This window comes from Pseudomonas aegrilactucae, from assembly GCF_019168305.1.
GTDB lineage: Bacteria > Pseudomonadota > Gammaproteobacteria > Pseudomonadales > Pseudomonadaceae > Aquipseudomonas > Aquipseudomonas aegrilactucae.
In genome coordinates this window covers 32,691-57,881 of the sequence record NZ_JAHTBI010000066.1, presented here as the reverse complement: position 1 = coordinate 57,881, position 25,191 = coordinate 32,691, and the positions used below count along the sequence as shown (strand labels likewise).

The window sequence follows — 25,191 nt, the reverse complement described above, 5'->3', positions numbered from 1 at the left end:
TTGATCGGAGCATCCCTAGAGATTCTGGTTGTATGCGGCCTTTGGTGGAAGGCCGCTTACGACCCAAAGCGGACGCGCGCTCTTATCGTGGTGTTCGGATGGACGCAGAGCTGCGTCGGATCGAGAGCGTGGCCATCCCGATTTTCAGCAGCGGCATGAACTGGGCGCCAGCGGCGCGCCTGATCGTCGACTACACCGCCCGGCTCTCGAACTGCACCGTCGTGGTCGATGCCCACGGCACGGGCGCCCAGTTCGCCAAGCGAGCGGAAGAGATAGGCGTGGCGAACGTGGTTCGGTCCTGCGGCAAGAACTTCTCTAAGTGCTACAAGGAGCGGATTTACAACAAGTGCACGCAAAAGAGGTGATCAAGGACGGCCGGGTCAGTTTTACCGACGCCTACTGCCCGAGCTGCTCGACCATGGCAGTCGTATCCCCTACAAGAAGGAATACAACGGCAAAGGGCATATCGTCGGAATAGGCGAGGTGCAGCACGAAGGCATCCCGTTGCCTGGCTTGTTCGATACCGTGTGCACGGTGCGTCACCTACGTGCAGTGCAATGCCTCCCGATCACTGAAGCTACTACCATGGGGGAGATCGCCGCGCGCATCACGTCCAGCCTGGCCGGGCTAGATCTGGCGTGATTAGGCGCTGGTGCGAACGTCCGAGGGTTTCACTGCAGGTTTCACTGGAGCTTTCGCTGCGGGCCTAGCAGCTGGCTTTGCAGCCGGTTTTACGGCGGGTTTCGCAGGCGCTTTCGCTGCTGGTTTCGCAGCTGGTTTCGCAACTGGCTTAGCAGCAGCTTTCGCGGCTGCAGGGCGCAAGCCTGATCGTAGTTTCACCAGCCCTTTGCGTGTGCGCAGATTTGCGCTGCGGCAGAGGTGTTCGTAGGCCTCTGCATCAACAAGGTCATCCGGTCGAGGCGCTTGTGATGGTTTCACAGTTAGTTCGACTCCAACAGCGAGCATGAGGCGCATCACTGTGTCGTAGCGAACGTGGGTTCCGCCCTTCAGTGCTTTGTAAAGGCTCTCACGGTTCACCCCGGCGTTCTGCGCCAGCCTGTTCACGCCTTGGGCTTTGGCCACTTCGGCGATCGCCTGCATCATGACTTCGGGGTCGTGCTCTTTCATCGCTTCGGCGAGGAACGCACTGATAGTTTCGGGCGTGTCCAGGAAGCGGGAGGCCTCGAAGCGGCTTGTATTGCCCAGATTCAGGTTGAGAATGGGCATGTCTTCGGGTTTGTTTTGGTTACTCATAATCATGCACCTCGCAGTGCGTCTAGAATTTCTTTGGCGCGTTTGATACCCCGTTTTTGATCCGTCTTATCGCTACCGTAAAGCATCAGGTAGCTGGTCTGGCCTGATCGGACGTAGTACACCCGGTAGCCAGGACCCACGAAAACGCGCATTTCACTCAGACCGTCGCCGACGGGCTCTGTATCACCAAAGTTACCGTTTTGTGCCCGCAACATCCTGACGGTTACGGCTGCTTTTCCCTGGACGTCCTTGATCCCGGCCAGCCAACCAGTGAATTCTGGCGTGGTATCGATTGCGTACATGGGTTTATTGTTTTCGGTCATGCGTTAAGAGTAGCCTAGGGGCTACAGCTGTGTCGATGCGCGCCTGCCGCGCGAAGGTTGGGGCGGCCTTGACGTTGGAAAGGGAGGCCGCCGAGCGCGTAACCGTGAGCTTGGCCAAGCTCTTTCGGACGTTGCTGCGCAAAAGCGCTCGGTTCACCACATGATGTTGTCTACAAAACCTTCAACCAACCGCCACAAACCTGCGCCTGGTCACGAACAATCCCGCGCCCACGGGCACCGCAAGTACAGACATCAACCCCATGTCCACGCCCAGCAACTGGACGTGGCTCACTGCAACGCAGCCGATTGCGCCGGCTACCACCAGTGTCACTCCTAGCCATTTGCGCAGCAGGTATGACCTGAGAAACCGATCAAGCAGAAAAGCCAGCGCCACCACGATGACCGTTTGGGTAATTTCGGGCATGTGCAGCTCCACTCAGGTTTTGATGATCAGGGATTCGAAAGGGCGCTGCGGGCCAATCCCACCATGGACCTGCGCCTGGATGCTGACGATCACGTCGCCAACATGTAGCTCCCGCAGGCGGCCCCGCGAGACGACCCCGTGCAGGGTCGTGTACTGAGCACCGAGCAGCCAGCCAACCCATCGTTCAGGGTGCCGCTGCCTGCTCGTGTTGGCGGCTTAAACCTCTGCAACAGCCTCGCGCACGAAGTCTTCGTAGGTGCGCAGCGGGTGTCCGATGAGGGTCTGAAGCTTTTCTACCGTGCCTTGAGTTGAGTGCATGCCGAAGGTCTGGATACCCGCCATCATCAGGCGCATGTCATAAGCCAGCCAGCTGGGGCCATACGAAGCCAGCTGCCCTTCAAAAGCAGCTACGTCATCCCCCCCGTAGGCAATCTCACGCCCCAGAGCAGCACTCCAGATTTTCGCCACGCCCGCACCGGTGAGCGCGTGCGGCCCAACCAGTTCCAGCGTTAGCCGGCCCTGCGCAGAGGGTGCTTTGTCGCGTCGCAGCAGCTCTGCAACCGCGACATCAGCGATATCACGCGCGTCAATCATCGATACGCCTGCCGCGCCGATCGGCATCGGGTATACCGAGTGGTTTTCAATAGTCTGTTGGACCATGCGGTCGTTTTGCATGAAATAGGCCGGGCGCAGGACAGTGGCAGGCATGTCGAGGCTCTCGATCATGCGTTCAACCGTGTGCTTGCCCGTGAAGTGCGGGACATTGGTGAATTTGTCGGCATGAATCACCGACAGGTAGACGATGCGCTCGATACCCGCCTCGCGCGCCAGGTTCAGGGTGATGAGGGCCTGGGTGACCTCATCAGGCGTCACGGCATTGAGCAGAAATAGCGTGCGCACCGACGAAAGCGCTGTGCGCATCGACGCTACGTCAGTGAGGTCTGCGACAACTTCAGTGACGCCCGCCGGGAATTCCCGCTTGCCCGCTTGGCGCACCAGCGCTTTGACGTCGGCACCCGCGCCAGCAAGGCCTTGCGTGATCAGTGAACCGATGGTGCCCGTGGCGCCAATAACCAGAATGCTCATGTTTGAAACTCCTGCAGGGGATTTTTTGGGGGGATCAACGAGTGAAGTCCGCAACGACTTTGCCTGTACCGGCAACGGTGCGGTTGCGTTCGATTGCGCTAGGGATATCCGAGAAGCCAACGACGCCGCCGACCCTAGACTGGAGCGTGCCATTGGCGACTGACCTGGCCAGCCTCTCCAGCAATTGGGGATCAGGTTTGTTCATGAACCACAGGCTTCGGCGATTCGCGGGGGTTCGGGCGATGATGTCGGGTGATGAGGTGCCGACCACCACGCCGTCCTTCGCCAACACTTCCCATGAGCGGTCCAGTACCTCGCCGCCGACGTAGTCGAGCACCAGGTCAATGTTGCAGACGAGGTTTTCGAAGCGTTGAGATTGGTAGTCAAAGACCTCGTCGGCGCCGAGGCTGCGCACGTAATCCAGGTCGGCAGTACCCGCCGTTGCGAAGACCTCGGCGCCCGCCTGCCTGGCAAACTGCACGGCATAGGCACCTAACGCACCTGCTGCGCCATGAATCAGGACGCGTTGGCCTGCAACAATCGGCCCTGCGTGATGAAGACTGTTCCAGGCTGCAACGGCTGCTACAGGCATGGCAGCTGCCTGCACGTCGTCCAGGGCCTCAGGCGTGGGGGAAAGACTGGCTTCGCTGACGGTCACACATTCTGCGTATGCGCCCAGCCCGCCCATGGCCCCCATGACACGCTCGCCCACACTGAAGCGAGAGGCTCCGGGGCCCACCGCATCGATCACTCCGGCCATCTCGGCGCCGAGCACGATGGGCAATGGAAGGGCGAAGACATTGCGCACATGACCTTCACGAACCTTCCAGTCGATGCCGTTCACGCCAACTGCTCTAACCCGAACCAGAACCTGGCCTTGCCCGGGGGCAGGCTTCTCGATCTCGGCAACCTGTGCGGCGTCTGCACCGCCATAGGCACGGATCAGCACAGCGCGTTGGGGGGTGTTCATTGGCGTTCCTCATGTCATGTCCCGATGACATGAAAGTATTCCGTTGCACTTGCAAAACGAAGACCACAAAATCCATACACCTCGTTTCAAATATGGAACACCATGAATATCAACGCGCTGATCGATTTCATTCTCGTCGCCACCCATTCCGGGTTGGGAAAGGCAAGCCGTGCGAGCGGTGTTTCCAAAGCCACCTTGTCGCGACGAATCTGCGACCTTGAAGAACAACTGGGCGTCAGGCTGGTCGAGCGCAGCGCGCGGGGCTTGAAGCTCACCGAGGCAGGTGAGCTACTGATGTCTCGAGCAGAAGGGCCACTGAGCGAAGTGACAGAAGCCATGACCGCCGCACGTGAAGGCGTTTCAACGCCGCGTGGACGTCTTCGAGTCGCTGCCCCCGTTCTGTTCTCGCAGCTCGCGATGGGGCGTATCGGCGCCGAGTTCTGTGCGGCCTATCCGCAGGTTTTCATCGAGGTCGTGTCGGAAGATCGCATGGTGGATCTGGTGGATGAGCAATTTGACGTTGCCATTCGAATCAACCCACGCCCGGACAGCAGCCTGGTCGGACGGTGTTTCGCCAAGGACCGGCTGATCGTGGTGGCGGCGCCTGAAGTACCCAGGCCGTTGCCCGGTGCGATCAGATCCGTTCCCGCTATCGTGACGTCGACTTTCCAGCCCACGCACTGGAGTCTTGATGACGGGCAGCTGGTCTTGGAACCGACCCCGAAAATGCAGTTTTCTTCGCTGTTGATGGTCCGCGATGCAGCGATCGCAGGTGGCGGCGCAGCCCTTGTCCCCCAGTCCATCGCCTGGGGTCAGCTCGCGCGCGGTGAATTGGTAGAGTGGGGCACGGTGTCAGGTGGGGAGCCAGCGCTTTGGGTGTTGCACACCTCCAGGCGGCTCGCGGCGCCAAAGGTTCGCGCATTCGTCGACTTCGTGTGTGAAAAATTTTCAGACATGTCTCTTGTTCTGAGGGGATAGAGCGTAGTGACGCCTGATTCTTGTGCCTGCGCTATGGCGTGACAGGCATTCGCGAACGTCCGCTGTTGGCCGGTCTCTGCGCTTTACGACGGGCAGCGATGGGTCGATAGCTGCCGACCGCGAGTGACCTCTTTCGGTCAGGAGCGGCCATTAGCGTTCGTGCAAACGCCTCCGTACGCACTTTCCAAACTGGCAACGTCCGTGCAGCATGCATTGACTTTTAATCAGAGGCTGAACACCCGTTCAGTCACTCTCCAAGCTAACCCTACACATGGAAGCGAGACGGGAAATGAAGCTAATCGCTGCGCAGATCCTCCCTGTACCCGGGGAATATGAGAAAAACATCACCAGACACATTGATGTCATCCACCTGGCTGCCAGCCATGGCGCCGATCTCGTGCTTTTTCCCGAGCTTTCCCTCACCGGTTACGAACCGAGCCGGGCTGAGGTCCTGGCGGTGCATCCGAGTGACGGCCGTTTTGATGAGTTCCAGAGATTAAGCGAGCTATATGGGATGACCATCGCTGTTGGCGCGCCAACAAAGGGAGCCAAAGGCACCGAGATCAGCATGATCATCTTCCAGCCCGGCCTGGAGCGCACCAGCTATTCAAAACAGCATCTACATTTCGACGAATTACCTTTTTTCACGCCGGGCACCGAGAAGCTTGTGCTGAGTCAGGCAAATTTTGTCCTTGCCCCCGCCATTTGCTACGAGTCACTGCAACCAAGCCACGCCGCACAAGCGGCAGAGTCAGGCGCTCAGGTGTATCTGGCAAGCGTGGCCAAGTCTGAGAGGGGTATTGCATCGGCAAACAGTCATTATCCGATGATTGCTGAAAAGCATTCCATGACGGTGATGATGGCGAACTGTATAGGCAGCGCCGACGACTTTGTAGCAGCAGGTTGTTCTGCCATCTGGAACAGTCACGGTGAACTCGTTTGCAGCGCCAACGCCTTTCAAGAGGCATTAGTTGCGTACGATGTAACGTCTGGAGAAGCGAGCATTTTCAGCCTGGTCTGAAAGCCCGCGCAGGCTCACCGTCGCTTCCAAAATGACCGGCAGCTTTGGGGCGAAAGCGTAACTGGTGCAGTGAACGATTTGACGTAACTATCAGGAATTACTCCGACCACTCATGCTTGGCTTCAGGGCCGCCAAATTTCTCTACTAATGCCAGTGCTAACTGGCTCATGTGGTGATCAGGATTGCTTTTGCAGTAGCTGTCGGCAAATGCAAGTGCCTGATCGTTATCATAGATTTCTGCCTGAAGGTTATTTGGCGCTGTGCGTATGTTGCTACCACTGGCAAAACCCAATAGCCACATGGCGAGTGGTAGCCTTAATGAAGTTCCGGCTGAGTCGCTCCATTGTGTGCACGAGTAAATGGCTGGGCCTGGCATTGTCACCGTGTCATTGGCTGCAGCGGTGAGTGACGAAACAGACACTAGCAGTGCGAGAATGTGGCGTTTCAATCCTTACTCCCAAGTATTAAGTAAGCGACCTGTACTGTCGCATAATCTGTGGATGAATGTCGTATAACACTCCATCGTCAGTATGGCCCATCCCCTAATGCCACTCAGCGTCAGGTGGCAGCCGGCTGTCTCAACCTGCGACTCAACCCAGGCGTCTTGCCCGTAACACGCTTGAACGCCCGGCTGAACGCGGCCTGGGACGTATAGCCCAAACGCTGCGCGACCTCTTCAATCGGCACCCTTTCCAGCGTCAGCCACTGGCTGGCAAGCCGCATTCGCACTTCGGTGACGTAGCGCAGCGGGGTCATGCCAATCGTCAATTGAAAACGCTGCGCAAAGACCGAGCGGGACGTATTGCATTGCTCCGCCAACTGCTCGACGGTCCAGGCGCGGCCCGGTTGTTGATGCAGTGCCAGAAGTGCACCTGCCAGCCGCGGATCGCGCAGGGCGGCAACCAGGCCGGAGGCGTTGCCACAGGCGCACTCGACCCAACCTCGAACGACCATGGCAGCGACCACGTCGGCCAATCGCGCCAGGATGCCGGCGAAACCGACGCGTGCGGCGCTGACCTCGCGCTCCATGGTGGTGAGAATAGGCACCAGCCCGGGGTAACGCTGGCCGCCGGCATCAATCAGCATCAGGCCCGGCATCAGCTTGCCAAGGCCATGGAGGCTGCCCAATTCGAATTCCATGCACCCACTGAACAAAAGCGTAGTCGGCAGGGGGCCGGCATCGGTTCCGGTGGTCACCGCGCTGACGGTGTCGCCCAGAGGCTCGCCGCCCAGAAGGTCGATGTCCTGCACAGGCACGTGCGTATGCGAGAGCAATTGATGGGCCGCGCCATGGGAGATGAAGACGGCGTTACCGGCGGACAGCGCATAGGTTGTCCCGTCTTCCATACGCAGCACCGCGTTGCCGACCGCCAGGAAGTGGAACCAGGCATGCCCGGGTTTGGCAGCGAAGCCCAAGCCGAAGGCCGGGCCCGCCTGGATACGCCGGTAGTCGACACCGCGCAGGCGCATGCCGCGCAACAGCTCATTGATGAGATCGGAAGAGAGGGCAAATTCGTCTGTCGGCATTATTCAGGCGTTTTGGTCAAAAGTTTGAGTTTTTTGATCATAGATCATCCGAATTCTCGCGCCTAGACTACGGGTCGCATTTGAAGATTGGAGATCCGTGCAATGACTGACCTTGTTTGCAATGCCGTACCCGACAGCCACCCCGGCGCCGGGCCGGATGCAGAACCTGCAACCCCCGCGTGGATGGCCGTATTCTCGTTGGCCATGGGCGTGTTTGGCTTGCTGACCGCTGAGTACCTTCCGGCCAGCCTGTTGACGCCGATGGCGACCGAACTGGGGGTATCCGAAGCGCTGGCTGGCCAAGCGGTAACGGTGACAGCCGTGGTGGCGCTGTTCGCCGGCCTGTTGGTGCCAGGCCTGACTCGCAGTATCGATCGGCGCTGGGTGTTGCTGGGTTTTTCCACGTTGATGATCGCTTCCAATCTGTTGGTCGCCGTTTCCTCCAGTTTCGCGGTGCTGTTGTTGATGCGTATCTTGCTGGGCATCGCGCTTGGCGGGTTTTGGAGCATGGCGGCGGCGGTGGCGATGCGCTTGGTGCCGGGGGCTTTGTTGCCGCGCGCGCTCTCGATCATTTTCAGCGGCATCGCCATCGGGACGGTGGTTGCGGTCCCGCTGGGTAGTTATCTGGGCGGGCTATATGGGTGGCGCAGCGCGTTCTTTGCAGCGGCGGCGGTGGGGGTGGTGACCCTGGCGTTCCAGTCACTTACGCTGCCGAGCCTTGCGCCGCGTCGGCCGGCACGCCTGCGCACGGTGCTTGAAGTGCTGCAGCGCCCAGGCATTGCTATGGGGATGTTCGGTTGTGTGCTGGTGCACAGCGGCCACTTCGCGATGTTCACGTATATTCGGCCATTCCTCGAAGGTACGACCGGCATTGGCCCGCAGGGGCTGTCGCTGATGTTGCTGGGTTTTGGTGTGGCGAACTTTGTCGGCACATTGGTGGCCGGGTGGATGCTTACTCGTCACCCGTTGGCCACCCTGGTATTGATGCCCGCGCTGGTGGGCGTTGCGGCACTGGCGCTGGTCCTGTTGCCGGCGTCGGTGCCAGGGCAGGCCGTACTGCTGGCGGTCTGGGGCCTGGCCTTTGGGGGTGTGCCGGTGGCGTGGTCGAACTGGGTCGCCAACGCGGTCCCTGACCAGGCGGAAAGCGCCGGGGGCATGGTGGTAGCGTCTGTACAGTCGGCCATCGCCACAGGCGCAGCCGCGGGTGGGGCAATGTTCAGCCTCGGTGGCAGCGCAGGCGTATTCGTGGCGGCGGCCGTGCTGATGCTGCTGGCCGCGTTGCTGATTGCACTGCGTGTGCGAGTTCCTTCGGTAGATGGCGCTGTGCTGAACGGGTCGGCACTCCACTTATGATCTGGCTCTCCAAGCGGCGCCGATCCGCTTCCAAACGGCTTAACCCATGCTGCAGCACCGGTAGCATGGGCGGGATTTTCTGAACTGCCACAGCCATGGACGCCTGGATTCGCATTTCAATCAGGAACGGTCATGCGGCCGCTTTGGGTCGATTGCTGCCTTAAGTCCTGCGCTACAAATCTGCCTTTACCGTCAGCATGAAATTACGCGGCTCGCCGTAATAGTTACCGAAGCTCTCCCTACCGATGCTTTGGTAGTAACGACGGTCGAAAAGGTTATTGCCATTGAGTGCCAGTGACCAAGTGTCGTCGATTCGGTACCCGATACGGCCATTCCATATGGCGTAGCCCGACTGCGTACTTTTGATGGTTCCGGTGTTGTTCAGGCGGTAGTTATCGCTTTGCGCTTCAACCCCTGCACCTGCGCTGAAGCGCTCAAGCAGCCCACTCAGCTCATAATCTCCCCACACCCGCATCAGATGGCGCGGCACATAACTGTTGAACACTGCGCCTTCGCTAGCTGCATTGATGTTGTCCAAGGTTTTGGTCTGGGTATAGGTGTAGCCGGCCAGAATTTGCAGACGGTCGATGACCTCACCGCTGATCTCTGTTTCGAAGCCTTGTGCGCGCACCTTGCCAGCGTTGACGTAGCAGTAGCCATCTGGCGATGCACAACTGGAGCTGTAGTCTGTCTGCGCCTGATCTTTCTGAATGGTGCGGAACAGGTTGAAGGATGTGTTGAGCCGGCCCTGCAGCCATTCCCCTTTGATGCCGAGCTCGTACGAGTCGCCAACCATGGGTTTCAGCGAGCTGCCGCCTTCGGCCCGGAACTGCCCTTGTGGGGTGAAGATACCGGAGTAGCTGGCATATGCGGTGAGGTTGTCGCTGAGATCGTAGAGTAGGCCAGCGAACGGAGTAACTTCGCCGGTTTCAGTGCTTTTGCTGTGCTCGGGGTAATCCCAGGCAACGGTGTAGGAGTCACTTTCGGACTTGTACCAACTCACCCGGCTGCCCAGCACCAGTGTCAACGGGTCGGCTAATTTCAAACGAAGGGTGGAATAGGCACCGTATTGCTTGGTGGTGGAATCCACCGGCCCACCACTGTATGAGTTCGACGCGTAGTCGCTGTCCGCTGGCTCAGGAATATGGGCGTTGGGCGCAAAGGGGTTCTGCCTCTGCGGCAGCATGGTCAGTAGGTAGCTGTCGTCCTTGCGCGAACGGCTGGCATTGGCACCCACAGTAAGTTCATGTTGTTGGCCGAACGCATCGAAGTGACCGTCGACATAAGCATCGAAGCCGTAATCCACCTGGTCATAGTCGAACAAGCCCGAGTACATGCGCATAGCGGGTGTCGTTCCGGGGGTGATGGTGCCTTCAGAGAACGCATACTTCATGTCTTGCGTGTTCTTGCTGTACACACCTGCGACCTTCAATGCCCAGTCATCATTGAACTGATGTTTCAGGTCGGTGAACACCGTGGTTCGGTGGCTTTGCCAATCGTTCCAGGCTGCGCCCAGGCAGGTGGAACGGCTGAGCTTCGGATCGCTGCCATCGTTATAGCGTGGCAGACCATGCCAGCAGGGGTTGGCGTCAATATCTTCATAGGCTACGCCCAGACCCAGGGTGGTGGTTGGTGTCAGGTCGTAATCCAGAGCCCCGTAAAACACCTGATCCTGGCGCTCAGCCTGGTCGTAAAAATATTGGCGATCTTGCTGGGCTGCCACGGCCCGACCACGCAACGTGCCGCTGTCATTCAACGGGCCGCCGGTATCGACCTGGCCCCGGTAGTTATCCCAGCTACCGGCTGACAAGGTAATTTCGGTGTGCGGCGTGGTGGTGCCGCGCTTACGCACAAAGTTCACCGCACCCACGGTGCCTCCCGAGCCTTTCATCATACCGGCGGCGCCACGCTGTACTTCAACGCGGTCGTAGAAGGCCATGTCGCTACTAAAGCTGTCGGCCTGCACGTAATTGTTGCCCATATCCAGCGGCACGCCGTCGTACTGGTACTGGCCCATCATCTGGAAGCCACGGGAGTAGAAATACTTGCCGCCCATCGGCGAGTCATACACGGTGATGCCGGGCGTCTTTTTCATCACCTCTTCTATAGTGTTGAGGTTCAGGTCATCCAGGAGCTGGCGCGTCAGAACAGTCACCGACTGCGGGGTTTCACGCAGCGAATGCTGCCCCTTACCGATGGTGACACCGCCGGTTGTGTATGAGCCGCTACCCTCGGTAGTGGCAGACAATGCCGCAGCATTGATGTCGGTGGCACCCAATTCCAGCGCGCCACTTTGCAGGCGCGAAATCACCAGCGTATTGCCTTGTTGGCTGTAGGTAAGGCCACTTCCTTGGAGCAATTGGGCAAGCGCAGCGGTAGATTCCAGTTGGCCGCGCACAGCTGGCGCCAGGCGCTCAGGGACAATGCTGTGGTCTACCGCCAATGTCAGGTGCGCCGCTTCAGCCAACTGACGCAACGATGTGGCCAAAGGTTGGCTTGGCAGGTCGAGATCAATCGGCGCAGCCCAGGCTGGGCTGGAAACGCTCAGCGCAACGGCCAGAGCAAGAGGTTTGAGAACGTTCAGGGACGACATGGAAGGTCTCATCTGAGGTGGAGTTACCTACTGACGGGCCACCGCAACAAAACCCTGACGTGCGCCAAGGAAAATAATTATCAACGGCTCAAAGACCACGCAAATAGGTGACACCGCTGCTGTTGCTGACCTCGATCGGCGCAATGGATGGCAAGGCCTGGATGAAGCCTTCAACGTTGTCCAACTGCACCACGGCATTGATCGTTGGTTTGCCTTTTCCCGGTAAGACGCGCACGGGTTGGCGCCGGTAGCGCGACAGGCTTTTGGCAACTTCCTCCAGCCCGGCCTGCTCCAGTACCAAGCGCCCTTGTTCGAACGCAAAAGCATTGTCGGCGGCAACACCAAGCCGCTGTGGCGCTGTGTGGCTGTTACTGCTGCTGACGTCGCCGGCCGCCAGTACCAGACTGCCTTTATCGTTTTCCACCCGCACCGCGCCACGCGCCACACTGACGCGCAGTTCGAGCTTGTCGCGCTCCACCACAAACCGCGTGCCCAGTACGGTTACCTGAGCCAAGCCACCCTCCACCTGGAACGCACGGCTTGCCTCATGGGCAACATCGAAAATGGCCTGCCCCTGCAACAGGTAGACCTGACGCTGGCCCTGATCAAAACGTACGTGCAGGCGGGTATCAGCTGCCAGGTAAAGCTCGCTGCCATCAGGAAGGCTGACGTGGTGACGCTCGCCGATAGCAGTGGCATATTGCGCTTCAAACTCCAGTGGTTGGCGATACCGCCATATCAGCCCAACGGCCAACAACCCCGCCAACCCAAGCACGCCACCGCGCATGAACGTACGACGGCCATGGCGTCGTTCCAGCGCTTGCGCCAACGCCTGCGTGTTGGCTGTAGATGAAAAGTCGCCCCACAACTCACAAAACGCCTGGTACTCGCGCGCATGTAGCGGGTTGGCCGAAAGCCATAGACGCAACTGCTCGTGATCGGGATGGTCTGGGGGGACATGCATCAGCCGGGTAAACCAACTGGCCGCTTGCTCGCGCACTGAACTCATGGCGTGAGCATCTCCTTGGCGCTACGCAGATCCAGCAATGCACGGATCAGATGACGCTCCACCGCACTCAGGCTGATCCCCAGGATACGTGCGATGTCCAACTGCTTATGCCCCTCGATGCGCGCCAGCCAGAACACCTCGCGGCAACGCGGCGGCAGAAAATCGATGATGCGTTGCAGCGCTTCCAGGCGCTGACGCATATCCAGCAGATGTTCAGGCGAAGGTGTGAAGTGTTCGCCCAGCGAATCATTGGCAATAGCCAGACCTTCCGGCTCGTCCAGCGAGCAGAAACGACCGGTTTGGCGAAAGTGGTCAATCAAGACGGACTGGGCAACCCGCCTCAAGTACGCATTGGGCTGCTCGATGCGCGTCTGCCGGTCAGCCAGCAGATAGCGGATAAAAGCGTCGTGCAGCACATCCTGAGCCAGCTGAATGCAACCTGTACGGCGGCCCAGACTCAACAGCAAGTCTGTATAGGCCCAGCGCAGGTCGATTCGATTCCAGTTCATTGCCACCGCAACATCCGTGCACGCCACACGAAATTGGTGGCTGCGGCAGGATAAAGAATTCGCAATCAAATAGGAACAGTTACCAACTGAGAATTATTTTTAACGTTCTTGAGCGCCATGGCGTATTTGCCGAAGAAGCCAATTAGCCAACGACGTTTGCGGTCTTCTGTTGATTGTGGACGCTCATGACAGGCAGCTATTGGCCGAAAACGGCCATGCACGTGGCCTGCGACTTGGCCAATTGCCCGAAATCCGCATCAACGCTAGAATTGCTAATTATTCGCATTAGCAACCTAGGCGCTGTTCCCATGACCGCTTCTCCCGGCACTGCTGGCTCCGACCTGGAGAACCTCTACCGCGCCCACCACGGCTGGATCCGCCAGTGGCTGCAGCGCAAGCTCGGCAATGCCCACGATGCTGCGGAGTTGGCGCAGGATGTGTTCGTGCGGTTGCTGACCAAACCCCGGGCGTTCAATGACCACGAGCATGCCCGCGCGTATCTGGGGCGCATGTCGCGCAATGCGTGTGTCGACTTCTGGCGGCGGCGGCGGGTGGAGCAGGCTTATCTGGACGTGTTGGCCGCCCAGCCCGAGCAACGTGCACCCTCGCTGGAGCAGCAGGCGGTCATCCTCGAAACACTGGAACAACTGCAGGCGATGTTCGAACGCATGCCCAAGCGCGTGGCCGACGCGTTTTCCATGGCGCAACTGCAGGGCATGAAGCAACGCGAGATCGCTGAGCAGTTGGGCGTGAGCGAGCGCAGTGTGAACAGCTACCTGGCTCAGGCGATGTACCAGTGCCTGTTGCTGGAAGCCGAACTGGATGATTCGCTGGCATGAGCCGGAGGCAACTCGACCATGGCGTGCTGCAAGCGGCGGCAGGGTGGTTCGCGCGGCTGCACGCGGCAGGGCATGACGCCGCAACACAGGCGCAATGGCAGGCCTGGCTGACCGAGGATGCGCGGCATCGCCTGGCGTGGTCCTATGTGGAGAACATCAACCAGCGCTTCGGTAACCTCGATGGCCAGGCAGAACAGGCCCGGCAGGTGTTCGACACCGCTCGCAGTCACCGGCAATCGCGTCGTGCCGTGCTCGGCAGCCTTTGCGTGGCGGGCGCGGCTGGCGTGTTGGGGTGGGGCGGCTGGCAACGCGGTTGGGTGGACTCGCCACGCGCCTGGTTCGCCACTTATCGCACCGGCCTGGGGGACGTGCGGCCGCTTACACTGGCCGATGGCAGCCAGTTGTGGCTGAACGGCGGGACGGCACTGGATGTGCAGTTCGATGAAGGCGTGCGGCAACTGCGTCTGTACCGCGGCGAAATCCTGATCGAGACCGGCAAGGACTCACGACCACTGTTCGTCGAGACGCGGGCAGGGCGGATGCGGCCACTCGGCACGCGGTTCAGCGTACGGGATCAGGGGCCGGCAACGACCTTGAGTGTGTTTGCAGGCTCGGTGCAGGCAACCTGCTCCGGCAGTGGTGTGCACACTACGCTGGGCGCCGGGCAGATGCTGGTGTTCGATGCGAAACAGGCAGGCGCATCAACAGATGCGCAGGCTCTGCGCAAGGATTGGAGCCGTGGCGTGCTGGTGGCGGAGGACATGCCGTTGGGCCAGGTAGTCGACGTTCTGCGCGACTACCGTCACGGCCACCTGGGCATCGACCCTGTGCTGAGCAACGTGCGTGTGGTGGGTACCTTCCCGCTGCTGGACACCGACCGCGCCTTGGCCATGCTCGAGCGTGCGTTACCCATTCGGGTCGTGCGCACCTTGCCTTGGTGGGTCTCCATCGAGGCGCGCTGAAAAATTTTCAACATTCTTTTTCTGGTTTTGCGAGGCTCATGCGCTTGGTGGGATGACGCTACTTCATCCTACTTCCGGAAGGACCCTTTCATGCTGCTTCGCGATCCTGCTTTTTCGCGCCGTCATCCGCTGGCTTTGGCCATCCTCCTTGCCCTTGGCAGTCACGCTGCCACCACCCAGGCCGAAAGCAACGGCGCAGCAGTGCAACGCGCGATGTTCGACATTCCGGCCGGGCCGCTGGCACGGCAACTGAACCTGCTGGCCAACCAGGCCGGGTTGTTGATTGGCGGTGATGCCATGCTCACCGCCAATAAGCAGAGCCAGGTGGTGCACGCCACCGGTGTCGAGCAGGCGCTGGCGCAGATGCTGGCGGGCAGCGGCGTGGAGGCGGTGGGTACCGGCGAGCGGGAATTCCAGCTGGTGCGTCAAGTTGAAAACGCTGCCAGTGCCGTGACCCTGGGCAGCACCACCATCTTCAGTCAGGGATTGGGCGACTTGACCGAGGGCACCGGTGCCTATGCGACGGGGCGTTCGTCCACCGCCACCAAACTGCCGATGAGCCTGCGCGAAACGCCGCAGTCGGTCACCGTGGTCACCCGCCAGCGCATGGATGACCAGAACATGCAAAACCTCGACGATGTCATGCGTAATGCCACCGGCGTCACCATCATCAAGAACGGCAGCGAGCGCTCGCTGTACCAGGCCCGCGGGCAGACGGTCGAAAACCTGCAGATCGATGGCGTGCCGACCAACATCGGCAACCCGTACTCGATGGACACCATTTCCAAGCCCAACACCGACATCTACGACCGCGTAGAAGTGGTGCGGGGCGCCACCGGCCTGATGGAAGGTGCGGGTAACCCGTCGGCCTCGATCAACCTGGTCCGAAAGCGGCCTACGGCCGAGCCTCAGGCATTGATCGAAACCTCGGTCGGCTCCTGGGACGACTACAAGACCATGCTCGACCTGTCGGCGCCGCTGAACGAAGCCGGCACCCTGCGCGGCCGCTCGGTCATTACCTACAACAATGCCAACAGCTACCTGGACACGGCCCAGAAAGAAAACCAGCTGTTCTACGGCATCATCGAGGCCGACCTGGATGAGTCGACCGTGGCCACTGTCGGTTTTACCTACCAGAAGGAACGCAACTCCGGTTATGACTGGTCGGGCCTGCCCAGCAAGGAGAGCGGCGCGTTCTACCCGATGTCGCGCTCTACCTCGCTGACCGGTGACTGGAACCACCTGGACAAGCGCAATACCACCCTGTTCGCCGACCTCCAGCACACGTTTGCCAACGGCTGGAAGGGCGTGGTGGCAGTCAACCAGATGTGGGCAAAGTCGGATTTCCTGGGTAACTACACCTACCCGGGCGGTGGCACCGACCTGTTCACCCTCAATCCGCGCCACTTTCGCTTCGATGACACCCAGACCAGCATCGATGGCTACTTCACGGGCCCGTTCCAGCTGCTGGGCCGCCAGCATGAGCTGATTGTGGGTGGCAACTGGAACAAGGACGACTTCGACTACCATGGCGGGCGCGATGCTAGCTACCGCTACATCGTCGACATGAACAACCTGGCAGCGTTTGACCCACCCACACCGACCGCCCTCAATGTCAACCAATGGCAATACAACCGCACCCAGGAGCAAAAGGGCGTGTATGTGGCCAGCCGGTTCAGTCTCACCGACAGCACCACGTTCATTCTCGGCAGCCGCCTGAGCTGGTACAGCCACGATTCGCTGGATGACACCAATGGCGTGCGTGAACCCACAGACCATAAGCACTTCTCCAAGAGTGGCGAAGTCACACCTTATGCGGGCCTGGTGCAGGACCTGAACGAAAACTGGTCGGCCTACGCCAGCTACACCGAAATCTTCAAGCCGCAGAGCGCGCAGGGTGTGGATGGCACAACGCTTTTGCCGATGACAGGCAGCAACTACGAGATCGGCTTGAAGGGAGAGTTCCTCGATAAGCGCCTGCAAACCGCTATCGCGCTGTTCCAGGCGGACCAGACCGGCCGTGCCGAGCGAGTGACCTGTGCGCAGACCTGGGCTTGCTACCGGGCGTCCGACAAAGTGCGCAACAAAGGTATCGAGCTGGAGCTGACCGGTGAGGTACTGGCGAACTGGAACGTATCGGCGGGGTACACCTACACCCAGTCCAGGTACATCGGTGGCGAGCAGAAAGGCGAAGACTTCAATGGCGCCTCGCCACGCCATTTGTTCAAGGTGGCAACCGACTACCGCCTGCCAGGTACGCTCAACCAACTGCGTGTAGGTGGCAGCTTCTACGCCCAGAGCAAGATGACCCAGACCGAGGTCGGCAAGGATTACAAGATCCGGCAGGATGCCTACCACCTGACCAATCTGCACGTCATCTACGAGATCAGCCGCAACCTGGAGTTGCAGTACAACCTGGATAACGTGTTCGACAAGCAGTATTACCAGACCTTGGGAAATACCAATTACTGGAATTTCTACGGTGAGCCGCGCAATTTCAATGTGGCGTTGCGGGCGAAGTTCTGACTGAGGCGGGCCCGCGAAACCCTACAGTGGCCCGCTCTGTAGCAGATCCAAACGTGGGGGAGGTGCGGGCCCTGGGGATTTCATTCGGACCACGAGCAGGGAGCCACAGGGCTATGGGCGACTTGCCCTGTCCCTGGTATTGGCACAATAGTCACAAATGATAATTGTTAACAAAAGCATTTCGCTTCAATTAGACTCCCGCAACTGCGCGATGCGCAGTGTTCCAGGCGTTACAAAAAAACCAATAATCTGTCGTAGGGGAGCGGGGCGTGGACTTCAGGAAAAATGCGATTGCGCTGGCTGTGGGGTCGGCCTTCTGCCTGGCCAATGGTGCAGGGGCCACCGAGCCAGCCGCCACGATGGAGCTTTCGCCCATCACGGTGACTGGCGAGAAGATCAACCGCACGCTGGAGCAGACCCAGTCCAGCGTGGTGGTCATGACCGAACGGCAATTGCGCGAAAAAGCCGACAGCAACCTGGTCGATGTGTTCGCTCGCACGCCAGGTGTCTACAGCCAGGCAGGCAACGAGAACTGGGGCATTCGCGGCGTGCCGGTCTCCGGCTTCGACGACCAGGGCCCAGCCACCCTCAACGGTGCCGTGTCGGTGTTCGTCGACGGTGCCGTGCAGCCCAATCGCTCCCTGACCCTGAGCCCCATGCCGCTGTGGGATGCCGAGCAGGTCGAAGTGTTCATGGGGCCACAGTCCACCACCCAGGGGCGCAACTCGCTGGCCGGCGCGGTGGTGATACAGACCCGCAATCCGACCTTTGACCCCACGTTCTCCGCCCAGACCAACGCAGGCAGTTACGGCGAGCGCGGCGCGGCCGTGGCCGGCGGCGGCGCGATCATCGACAACAAGGTCGCCGGCCGTATCGCCGTGGACTATCAGGAAGGCGACGGTTACATCGACAACACCTTCCTGCATGACGACGCCAACCCCGGCCGCACCAGCAATGCCCGCGCCAAGCTGCTGGTACTGCCCAACGAAGACCTCGATGTGCTGTTGACCTATGCCCACGGCGAAAGCCGCAAGGGCGACAACACGATCATGCGCGACAACGGTCGGCCGCGTTACTACAAGATGACCTCCAACACCCGGGCGTTCGACAAGCTCGACCAGGACACCGTCAGCGCCAAGGTCGATTACCGCCTTGACGACGCCTGGTCGATCACCAGCCTCACGGCCAACACCGGCTCCGATTACGACGCCCGCCTGGACTTCGACCAGTCGGCCGACCGCAACCGGGTGGTGCTGCGCACGCAGGAAGGCAACCTGTTCAGCCAGGAGTTGCGCCTGAACTACGCCTCCGACACCGTGAAGAGCTTCATGGGCGTGTATTACGGCCACAACACCAATGAATTTCACGACCGGCTGTTGTTCGACAACGTGCTGGCCGGCACTGCCAAGGGCGATACCCGCATCGAGAACAAGGCGGTGTTCGGCGAGGTCAACTGGACCTTCGCCCCGCAATGGACGCTGATCACCGGCCTGCGCTACGACCACGAGAGCAACGACACCGACATCGACATCGACGATTTCTCCAGCCCCGCGGATATCAGCAAGTCGTTCGACGCTGTGCTGCCCAAGCTCGGCATCGATTATCAGCTGGCCGAAGGACAGTACCTTGGCTTCATGGTGCAAAAGGGCTACCGCGGCGGGGGCGTGAACATGCGCGCCGGTGGCGGGCACGAAGCCTATGACCCCGAGTACACCACTAACTACGAGTTGTCGTACCGTGGTTCGTTCTTCGACCAGACCCTGCGCACCCGCGCCAACCTGTACTACACCGACTGGAAAGACCAGCAGGTCAGTGTGCTGGACCGCACGACCGACTTTGCCCACGTGTTCAATGCCGGCAGTAGCGATATCAAGGGCCTGGAAGTGTTCGTCGAAAAAGACCTCGGCGAGCAACTGACCTTGAACGCTGGCGGTGCGATCACGGTGGGCAAGTACAAGGACTTCGTCACCGGTGACGGCCGCGACATGGGGGGCCAGGACTTCCTCTACGCGCCACGCTACAAGTTTTCGCTAGGCGCCACCTACCGCTGGGACGAGCGCCTGACCCTTAACACCGACCTGGTCTACCAGAGCACCACGCCGTCCGAGTACCTGTTCGACGCCGCCGGCCAGGTGACAGGGGAGCGCCGCAGCGACAATTACTGGCTGGCCAACTTCAATGCCGAGTACAAGCTTACCCGCAGTATTGCCGTTTCCGGGTTCGTGAAAAACGCTTTCGACAAGCAGTACCTCACCAACAACCGCGCCGACGACATCATCGACGCTGGTGCCCCGCGCACCTTCGGCGTGGCACTGCGCTACGACCTGTAACCCTCCACACGCGCCGCAGCCTCGCTTGCGGCGCGCACCTGTACCCCGCAAGTCTCCTCTTTCTGTCGAAGACAGCGATCTGGCACGTTATGACAGCGCGGCGTTCCAGTCCGTTTCTTCATAATAGCTGTGGTGGCATTTTGCTAATGCGGCGCGTGACGTCACCCCTGGCCGTTGTCGCATTTTTTCGTAGGACAACACCTACTCCGTGATGTCATTTTGATGTAAAACGCCACCTTGTTTGTGTGTGTATTGACGTGCCCGACGCTTCGACTACGCGCTTGACCTGTCTGATCTGCCTAGCCCCGCTGCCCCGAACATGTGAAAAGGAATGACCATGCGCAACAAGAAACTCGCCAATACTCTGGTTGTCTGCTTCGCCCCCTTACCCCTGGCGATCAGCCTGGCCACGGCGAGTCTGGTCAGCCCCGTAGTACAAGCGGCCTGCTCCCCAGCATTTTCGGCAGGTGCCTCCGTGACGTGTTCCGGGTCAATGCTCGGGATCACTTCGGCGATCAACAACCTGCAGGTCACCATCGCCAGCGGGGCGATGATTGAGCCAGCGGTCGTCAACACGGGCAGCGTGGTCACACTCACCGGCAACCACACGACGTTCATCAACAACGGCAGGGTCGACCCTACGTTGCTGATCGGGCTGGCGTTTCAGACCTCGGGCGTGCGCATTGGCAACACCAACACCAGCATTGTGAATGTCACCAACAACGGCATCCTCAGGGGGGCGTCCGCGCTTTCAGACTTCAACGAGCCGCTGGCTAGCGTGACCGGCGTTGCACTGAACGTGCATAACGGCGCCGGCGGTACCACCACTATCAACAACAACGGGACCCTCGACGGGGAAGCGATACTCGGTTATCCAATTGCAGCGTCCGATATCCCGGTGATTGCGGTCACCGGCGGCGGCGAGGTCAAACTGACCAACGGCATCTCCGGTACCATCATCGGTCGCGTCGCGCTGCAAGGCTCGGCACGAGGTAACACCTTCACCAACGCCGGTGCCTTGACGGGCAGTGTGTCCATGGGCAGCGGCGGCGGGGCCAACACGTTCAATGCGGTCACCGGATCATCAGTGCTCAAAGGTGACGGTCAGGCCGGGCAGCAGTCGGTCACCGGCCAGCCTTTGCTGACCTTCGCTGCAACGGGCATCGTCGACGGCGGCGTTGGCGGCAGCAACAACCTGGTGCTGAAGAATTCAGCGACAGGCAATGGCACCGGAACGGCCGGCAGCGGCACGGTGTCCAGCGACACGTTCATCAACTTCAGCAACCTCATAGTGCACAGCGGTACCTGGACCTTGCTCGGTCCCATGCTGGGCGCCGCCAGCACCACCTCGCTCAACGGCGGCGTCCTGCGGTTCAACAACAGCGGAGCCTTTGGCAGCGGTGTGATCACCGGCAACGGCGGTAACCTGCAGGCGGCGGTTTCCGGCCTGAACCTGGCCAACAGCATCTCCATCGGTGTGGGGGGGCTGACGGTATTGGGCGACAATAGCCTGGCCTTGACCGGCGGGGTGACGGGGCCCGGCGTGCTGACCAAGACCGGCAACGGCACCCTGCGACTCGATACGGCGAACACTCACGCCAGCACCGTGCTCTCGGGCGGGCGCCTGCAATTGAGCAACGCTGCTGCGTTGGGCAGCGGCGCGCTGACCGTCGGCGCCGACGCCACACTGGAAAACGTCGGGGCGATGACGCTCGCCAACGCGATTCAGCTCGATGCCGGGTTGACCCTGGACGGCAGCAGCGCGCTGACCCTGAGCGGTGGGGTAACGGGTACCGGCAGTCTGAGCAAGAACGGTTCGGGCGACCTGACGCTGAACGGTGCCAATTCCTTCACTGGCGGCTTCAACCTCAACGCCGGCAAGGTGACCCTGGGTAATGCCAACGCACTCGGCTTTGGCACGATCACTGCCGAGGGCGGTACCACGCTCGAGACGTCCTCCAGCGAAACCCTGAGCAACAACCTGAACCTCAATGGTGCCCTCACCCTCAGTGGCAACAACGACCTCACGCTGAACGGCGTGCTGTTCGGCAGTGGCCGCCTGGTCACCACGGGCAACCGCACGCTGACCCTCAATAGCGCCAATGCCTTCATTGGCGGTATCACCTTGGGCGGTGGCACCCTCGCCGTCGGCAACAACTCTGCGCTGGGCATGGGCACCCTGAGCCTCGTCGGAGACGCCCAATTGGACGCAACCAGCCGCGTCGATCTGAACAACAACATTGCCCTGTCGACTCACACCCTGACCTTGCCTGGCACCCAATCGACCACGCTGTCCGGTAGCATCATTGGCTCGGGCGCCCTGGTGAAGCACGGTAGCTCCGACCTGACCCTGAGCGGCATCAACGCCTTCAGCGGCGGCGTTGACCTGCAGGCCGGCCGGCTGATCATCGGCAACGACAGCGCCCTGGGCAGCGGTGTACTGGCGGCCGCAGCAGGCACCATGCTGGACAGCGATGCAGCGCGCTCGGTGATCAACGACATCACCCTGGCGGGTGACGTCACGGTTGCCGGTAGCAACGACCTGACCCTCGATGGGCAGATCACCGGCGCTGGCGGGCTGATCAAGAATGGCGGCGCTACCCTCACGTTGGGTGGCGTCAACACCTTCCTGGGCAACCTTGCGCTGAACGCCGGTACCCTGCAGGTTGACGGTAGCTTGGCCAGCGCCAACGTTGCGGTCGCCAATGGCGCTACCCTCACCGGCAGCGGCTCGCTGGGCGGTTCGGTCACGATCGCCGACGGCGGCCATCTGCAGCTGCGCAGCGGCAATGTGCTGACCCTCGGCTCGCTCACCCTTAGCCAGGACTCCAACGTGGATGCCTGGCTCGGTGCCGCCGTGACCGGTGCGCCAGGCATGGTGAACGTGCTGGGCGACCTGACCCTGGACGGCAAGCTCAACATCAACAATGCCGGGGGCTTCGGCCTGGGCGTGTACCGCCTGTTCAACTACGGCGGCGCGCTGACCGACAACGGCCTGAACATTGGCGCGTTGCCCTCGGGCACTGTCTCGTCGCAGTTGCAGGTACAAACCAGCATCGCCAACCAGGTCAACCTGGTGGTGGGTGAGAAAGGCGGCGACCTGGCGTTCTGGAACGGCAGCAAGACCAATGCCGACGGCAGCATCGCCGGCGGCAGCGGCGTGTGGGGCGCGACCACCAACTGGACCAACTCCACCGGCAGCGACACCAACGCCTGGGCTGACCAGTTCGCGGTGTTCGGCGGGCAGAGCGGTACGGTCACCCTGCAGGGTGCGCGTGCGTTCTCGGGCATGCAGTTCCTCAGCGATGGCTATCGGGTCGTCGGCGCAGGCGGCGACAACCTGAGCGCCATCAACGCCGCCGACGGCAGCCTGGCGGCCGTGCGCGTGGACGCCGGCATGACAGCCTTCATCGACGCGCCGCTGGTCGGCAGCGGCGGTATCCAGAAGCTCGACACCGGCACCCTGGTACTCAGCGGCCAGAACACCTACACCGGTGGCACCACCATTACCGGCGGCACCCTGGTGGGCGACACCGCCAGCCTGCAGGGCGACATCCTCGACAACGCCAGCCTGGTCTTCCAGCAAGCCGCCAACGGGCAGTTCAACGGTACGCTCAGCGGCACCGGCGCGGCCTTCAAACGCGGTGCTGGCACGCTGCTGCTGACCGGCAGCCACGGCTTCAGCGGCGACTTCACCGTCGAAGAAGGCGTGCTGCAGATCGGCGAAAACGCGGTCACGGCTCCGGTTGCGCCACCCTCGTTTGCGCGGGCCTTCAGCCTCATGTCACTGGCTCCGGTCGGCGACGTGCTCAACGCCAACGTCGTCGTCGCCCAGGGCGCCGGCCTGACCGGTACCGGCAGTGTCGCCAGCCTGGTCAACCACGGCAGCGTGCTGCCTGGCGCCAACGGCAACCTGAGCGTGACCGGCAACTTCACCAACGCCAGCGACGGTACCCTGAGTATCGCGCTCACGCCGCTGCCCTCCAGCCAACTGAGCGTGGGCGGCAGCGCCAGCCTGGCCGGGCGGCTCAAGGTGCTGGCGCTGGCGCCTTACACCGGCGACACCACTTACACCCTGCTCAGCGCAGCGGGCGGCATCACCGGCACCTTCGCCCAGGACAACGTGAGCGCCGCCAGCCCGCTGGCGTTCCTCGACACTTCACTGACCTACGGTAGCAACGACGTGACGCTGTCGGTGGCGCGCAACGGCGTGGCCTTCAGCGATGTCGCCCTCACCGGCAACCAGCGCGGCGTGGCGGCGGCACTGGATTCGGCCAGCGCGCCGGCCAGCCTGCGCAGCGAAATCACCAGCCTGGACCGTGCCGCAGCCGTGGCCGCGTTCGACAGCCTGTCGGGCGAGATTCACGCCAGCACCACCAGCGTGTTGCTGGAGGATTCGCGTTACCTGCGCAACACCGTCAACGACCGCATGCGCCAGTCCGACTGCGGCAATGGCGACCCGCGCAGCGTTCTGGCGCCAAGCAGCGCGCAGCAGAGCAGTTCGGGCTGCCAGGGCCAGGGCGTGGGCTGGATGACTGCAGTGGGAGGCTGGAGCAACCACGACGCCACGCACGCCGCGGCCAGCGTCGACCGCGACCTGTCGGGCTTCATGCTCGGCTTCGACAATGCCCTCAACGAAGACTGGCGCGCCGGTATTGCCGCCGGCTACACCAACACCAGCATCGACGCCAAGCAGCGCAACTCGGACGCCTCCGTCGACAGCTACCACCTGGCCACGTACCTGAACTACCAGGCCGACGCGCTGGCTGCACGCCTGGGCGCCGGCTACAGCTGGCACAGCATCGACACCAAGCGCCATGTGGCGGCGGGTGGCTACAGCGACGAGCTCAAAGCCAAGTACAAGGCCGGGACCGCACAGGTGTTCGGTGAAGTGGGCTACACCTTCCAGGCGGCCGGCGTGGCGCTGGAACCGTTCGCCGGGCTGGCCTACGTCAACTACGACAGCGACAACGGTCGTGAAAAAGGCGGGGCAGGGCGTCTGGAGGCGAGTGCCAAGCAGGACGTGACCTTCAGCACTGTCGGCCTGCGCATGGGCAAGGCCATCGCCCTGGACAACGGCACCACCGTGACCCCGCGCGGCAGCCTCGGCTGGCGCCATGCCTTCGGCGACACCACGCCGGATGCCGACCTGCGCTTCATCGACGGTGGCGCCGGTTTCAGCACCCAGGGTGTACCGATCGCCAAGGATGCTGCGGTGGTGGAAGCAGGGTTCGATGTGAGCGTCGGCAAGGCCGGCAAGCTGGGCCTGGGCTACTCGGGCCAGTTGTCCAGCGACAGCCGCGACCATGCGGTCACAGCGAGCTTCAGCCTGGGCTTCTGACCAGGGCTGCCGACGGCACGCAGAAGAGTGCGTGCCGATGGCAGTGCCCGTTCGCGCAGGACGCTGCTGGCTAGAAGTCGTACCGCAGGTTCATCGGCCAGTTGCTGCTCGATGCCGAAGGTGTAGTTGTTGGTCTCGAAACGGTC

Annotated in this window: 18 protein-coding genes and 1 pseudogene; 9 read left to right on the top strand and 10 right to left on the bottom strand. The window is 61.2% G+C overall.

Annotation, left to right across the window (positions count from 1 at the left end; all coding sequences use genetic code 11):
• Positions 1-98: 98 nt before the first annotated feature.
• Positions 99-365, top strand: coding sequence for a hypothetical protein (locus KUO17_RS18305; RefSeq protein ID WP_217976936.1), 267 nt, complete (start codon positions 99-101; stop codon positions 363-365).
• A 565-nt stretch (positions 366-930) separates the two neighbouring features.
• On the opposite strand, the pseudogene KUO17_RS26755 reads toward KUO17_RS18305, so the two are convergent.
• The 5 genes and pseudogenes from KUO17_RS26755 to KUO17_RS18280 form a co-directional block, all read right to left on the bottom strand.
• A pseudogene (locus KUO17_RS26755) lies at positions 931-1,254 on the bottom strand (addiction module antidote protein); the annotation flags it as partial.
• 2 nt (positions 1,255-1,256) lie between these two features.
• Positions 1,257-1,577: a type II toxin-antitoxin system RelE/ParE family toxin gene (locus KUO17_RS18295; RefSeq protein ID WP_255263662.1), complete on the bottom strand. Its 321-nt coding sequence runs from the start codon at positions 1,575-1,577 to the stop codon at positions 1,257-1,259.
• A gap of 181 nt (positions 1,578-1,758) precedes the next feature.
• Entirely contained in the window at positions 1,759-2,001 is a 243-nt protein-coding gene (locus tag KUO17_RS18290) for a hypothetical protein (protein ID WP_217976934.1), read from the bottom strand.
• A gap of 216 nt (positions 2,002-2,217) precedes the next feature.
• Positions 2,218-3,087, bottom strand: a complete 870-nt coding sequence (locus KUO17_RS18285) for an NmrA/HSCARG family protein (protein ID WP_217976933.1) — start codon at positions 3,085-3,087, stop codon at positions 2,218-2,220.
• 34 nt (positions 3,088-3,121) lie between these two features.
• On the bottom strand, positions 3,122-4,057 hold the full coding sequence (locus tag KUO17_RS18280) for an NADP-dependent oxidoreductase (protein ID WP_217976932.1): 936 nt from the start codon (positions 4,055-4,057) through the stop codon (positions 3,122-3,124).
• Positions 4,058-4,159: 102 nt separating this feature from the next.
• Between KUO17_RS18280 and KUO17_RS18275 the strand changes: the two genes are divergently transcribed.
• A complete protein-coding gene (locus tag KUO17_RS18275) occupies positions 4,160-5,035 on the top strand; it encodes a LysR family transcriptional regulator (RefSeq protein ID WP_217976931.1) in 876 nt (291 codons plus the stop codon).
• Between the two features lie 289 nt (positions 5,036-5,324).
• Entirely contained in the window at positions 5,325-6,056 is a 732-nt protein-coding gene (locus KUO17_RS18270) for a carbon-nitrogen hydrolase family protein (RefSeq protein ID WP_217976930.1), read from the top strand.
• A 97-nt stretch (positions 6,057-6,153) separates the two neighbouring features.
• Here the strand turns inward: KUO17_RS18270 and KUO17_RS18265 are convergent, their stop codons facing one another.
• Both KUO17_RS18265 and KUO17_RS18260 read right to left on the bottom strand, forming a co-directional pair.
• The gene (locus tag KUO17_RS18265) at positions 6,154-6,504 is read right to left on the bottom strand and encodes a hypothetical protein (protein ID WP_217976929.1); all 351 of its coding nucleotides are present in this window, start codon (positions 6,502-6,504) and stop codon (positions 6,154-6,156) included.
• A gap of 110 nt (positions 6,505-6,614) precedes the next feature.
• On the bottom strand, positions 6,615-7,583 hold the full coding sequence (locus tag KUO17_RS18260) for an AraC family transcriptional regulator (RefSeq protein WP_217976928.1): 969 nt from the start codon (positions 7,581-7,583) through the stop codon (positions 6,615-6,617).
• Between the two features lie 102 nt (positions 7,584-7,685).
• On the opposite strand from KUO17_RS18260, the gene KUO17_RS18255 reads away from it, so the two are divergent.
• Entirely contained in the window at positions 7,686-8,936 is a 1,251-nt protein-coding gene (locus KUO17_RS18255) for an MFS transporter (protein ID WP_217976927.1), read from the top strand.
• A gap of 172 nt (positions 8,937-9,108) precedes the next feature.
• Here KUO17_RS18255 and KUO17_RS18250 read toward each other — a convergent pair whose 3' ends face one another.
• The 3 genes from KUO17_RS18250 to KUO17_RS18240 all read right to left on the bottom strand — a co-directional run bounded on the left by KUO17_RS18250 (position 9,109) and on the right by KUO17_RS18240 (position 13,047).
• Positions 9,109-11,529: a TonB-dependent siderophore receptor gene (locus tag KUO17_RS18250; RefSeq protein ID WP_217976926.1), complete on the bottom strand. Its 2,421-nt coding sequence runs from the start codon at positions 11,527-11,529 to the stop codon at positions 9,109-9,111.
• Between the two features lie 88 nt (positions 11,530-11,617).
• The gene (locus tag KUO17_RS18245; protein ID WP_217976925.1) at positions 11,618-12,538 is read right to left on the bottom strand and encodes a FecR family protein; all 921 of its coding nucleotides are present in this window, start codon (positions 12,536-12,538) and stop codon (positions 11,618-11,620) included.
• A complete protein-coding gene (locus tag KUO17_RS18240) occupies positions 12,535-13,047 on the bottom strand; it encodes a sigma-70 family RNA polymerase sigma factor (protein ID WP_255263667.1) in 513 nt (170 codons plus the stop codon). The genes KUO17_RS18245 and KUO17_RS18240 overlap by 4 nt, the downstream gene beginning before the upstream one ends.
• Before the next feature lie 308 nt (positions 13,048-13,355).
• Here KUO17_RS18240 and KUO17_RS18235 point away from each other — a divergent pair, with 308 nt between their 5' ends.
• From KUO17_RS18235 to KUO17_RS18215, 5 genes are all read left to right on the top strand, one after another.
• Positions 13,356-13,886 (top strand): sigma-70 family RNA polymerase sigma factor, encoded by a 531-nt coding sequence (locus KUO17_RS18235; RefSeq protein ID WP_217976923.1) that lies wholly within the window; start codon positions 13,356-13,358, stop codon positions 13,884-13,886.
• Entirely contained in the window at positions 13,883-14,848 is a 966-nt protein-coding gene (locus KUO17_RS18230; RefSeq protein ID WP_217976922.1) for a FecR domain-containing protein, read from the top strand. The genes KUO17_RS18235 and KUO17_RS18230 overlap by 4 nt, the downstream gene beginning before the upstream one ends.
• Before the next feature lie 90 nt (positions 14,849-14,938).
• Positions 14,939-17,374 carry a TonB-dependent siderophore receptor gene (locus KUO17_RS18225; RefSeq protein WP_217976921.1) on the top strand — a complete coding sequence of 812 codons (2,436 nt, stop codon included), beginning with the start codon at positions 14,939-14,941 and terminating at the stop codon, positions 17,372-17,374.
• A gap of 269 nt (positions 17,375-17,643) precedes the next feature.
• Entirely contained in the window at positions 17,644-19,704 is a 2,061-nt protein-coding gene (locus tag KUO17_RS18220) for a TonB-dependent receptor (protein ID WP_217976920.1), read from the top strand.
• 493 nt (positions 19,705-20,197) lie between these two features.
• The gene (locus KUO17_RS18215; RefSeq protein ID WP_217976919.1) at positions 20,198-25,045 is read left to right on the top strand and encodes an autotransporter domain-containing protein; all 4,848 of its coding nucleotides are present in this window, start codon (positions 20,198-20,200) and stop codon (positions 25,043-25,045) included.
• The last annotated feature ends 146 nt before the right edge of the window (positions 25,046-25,191 follow it).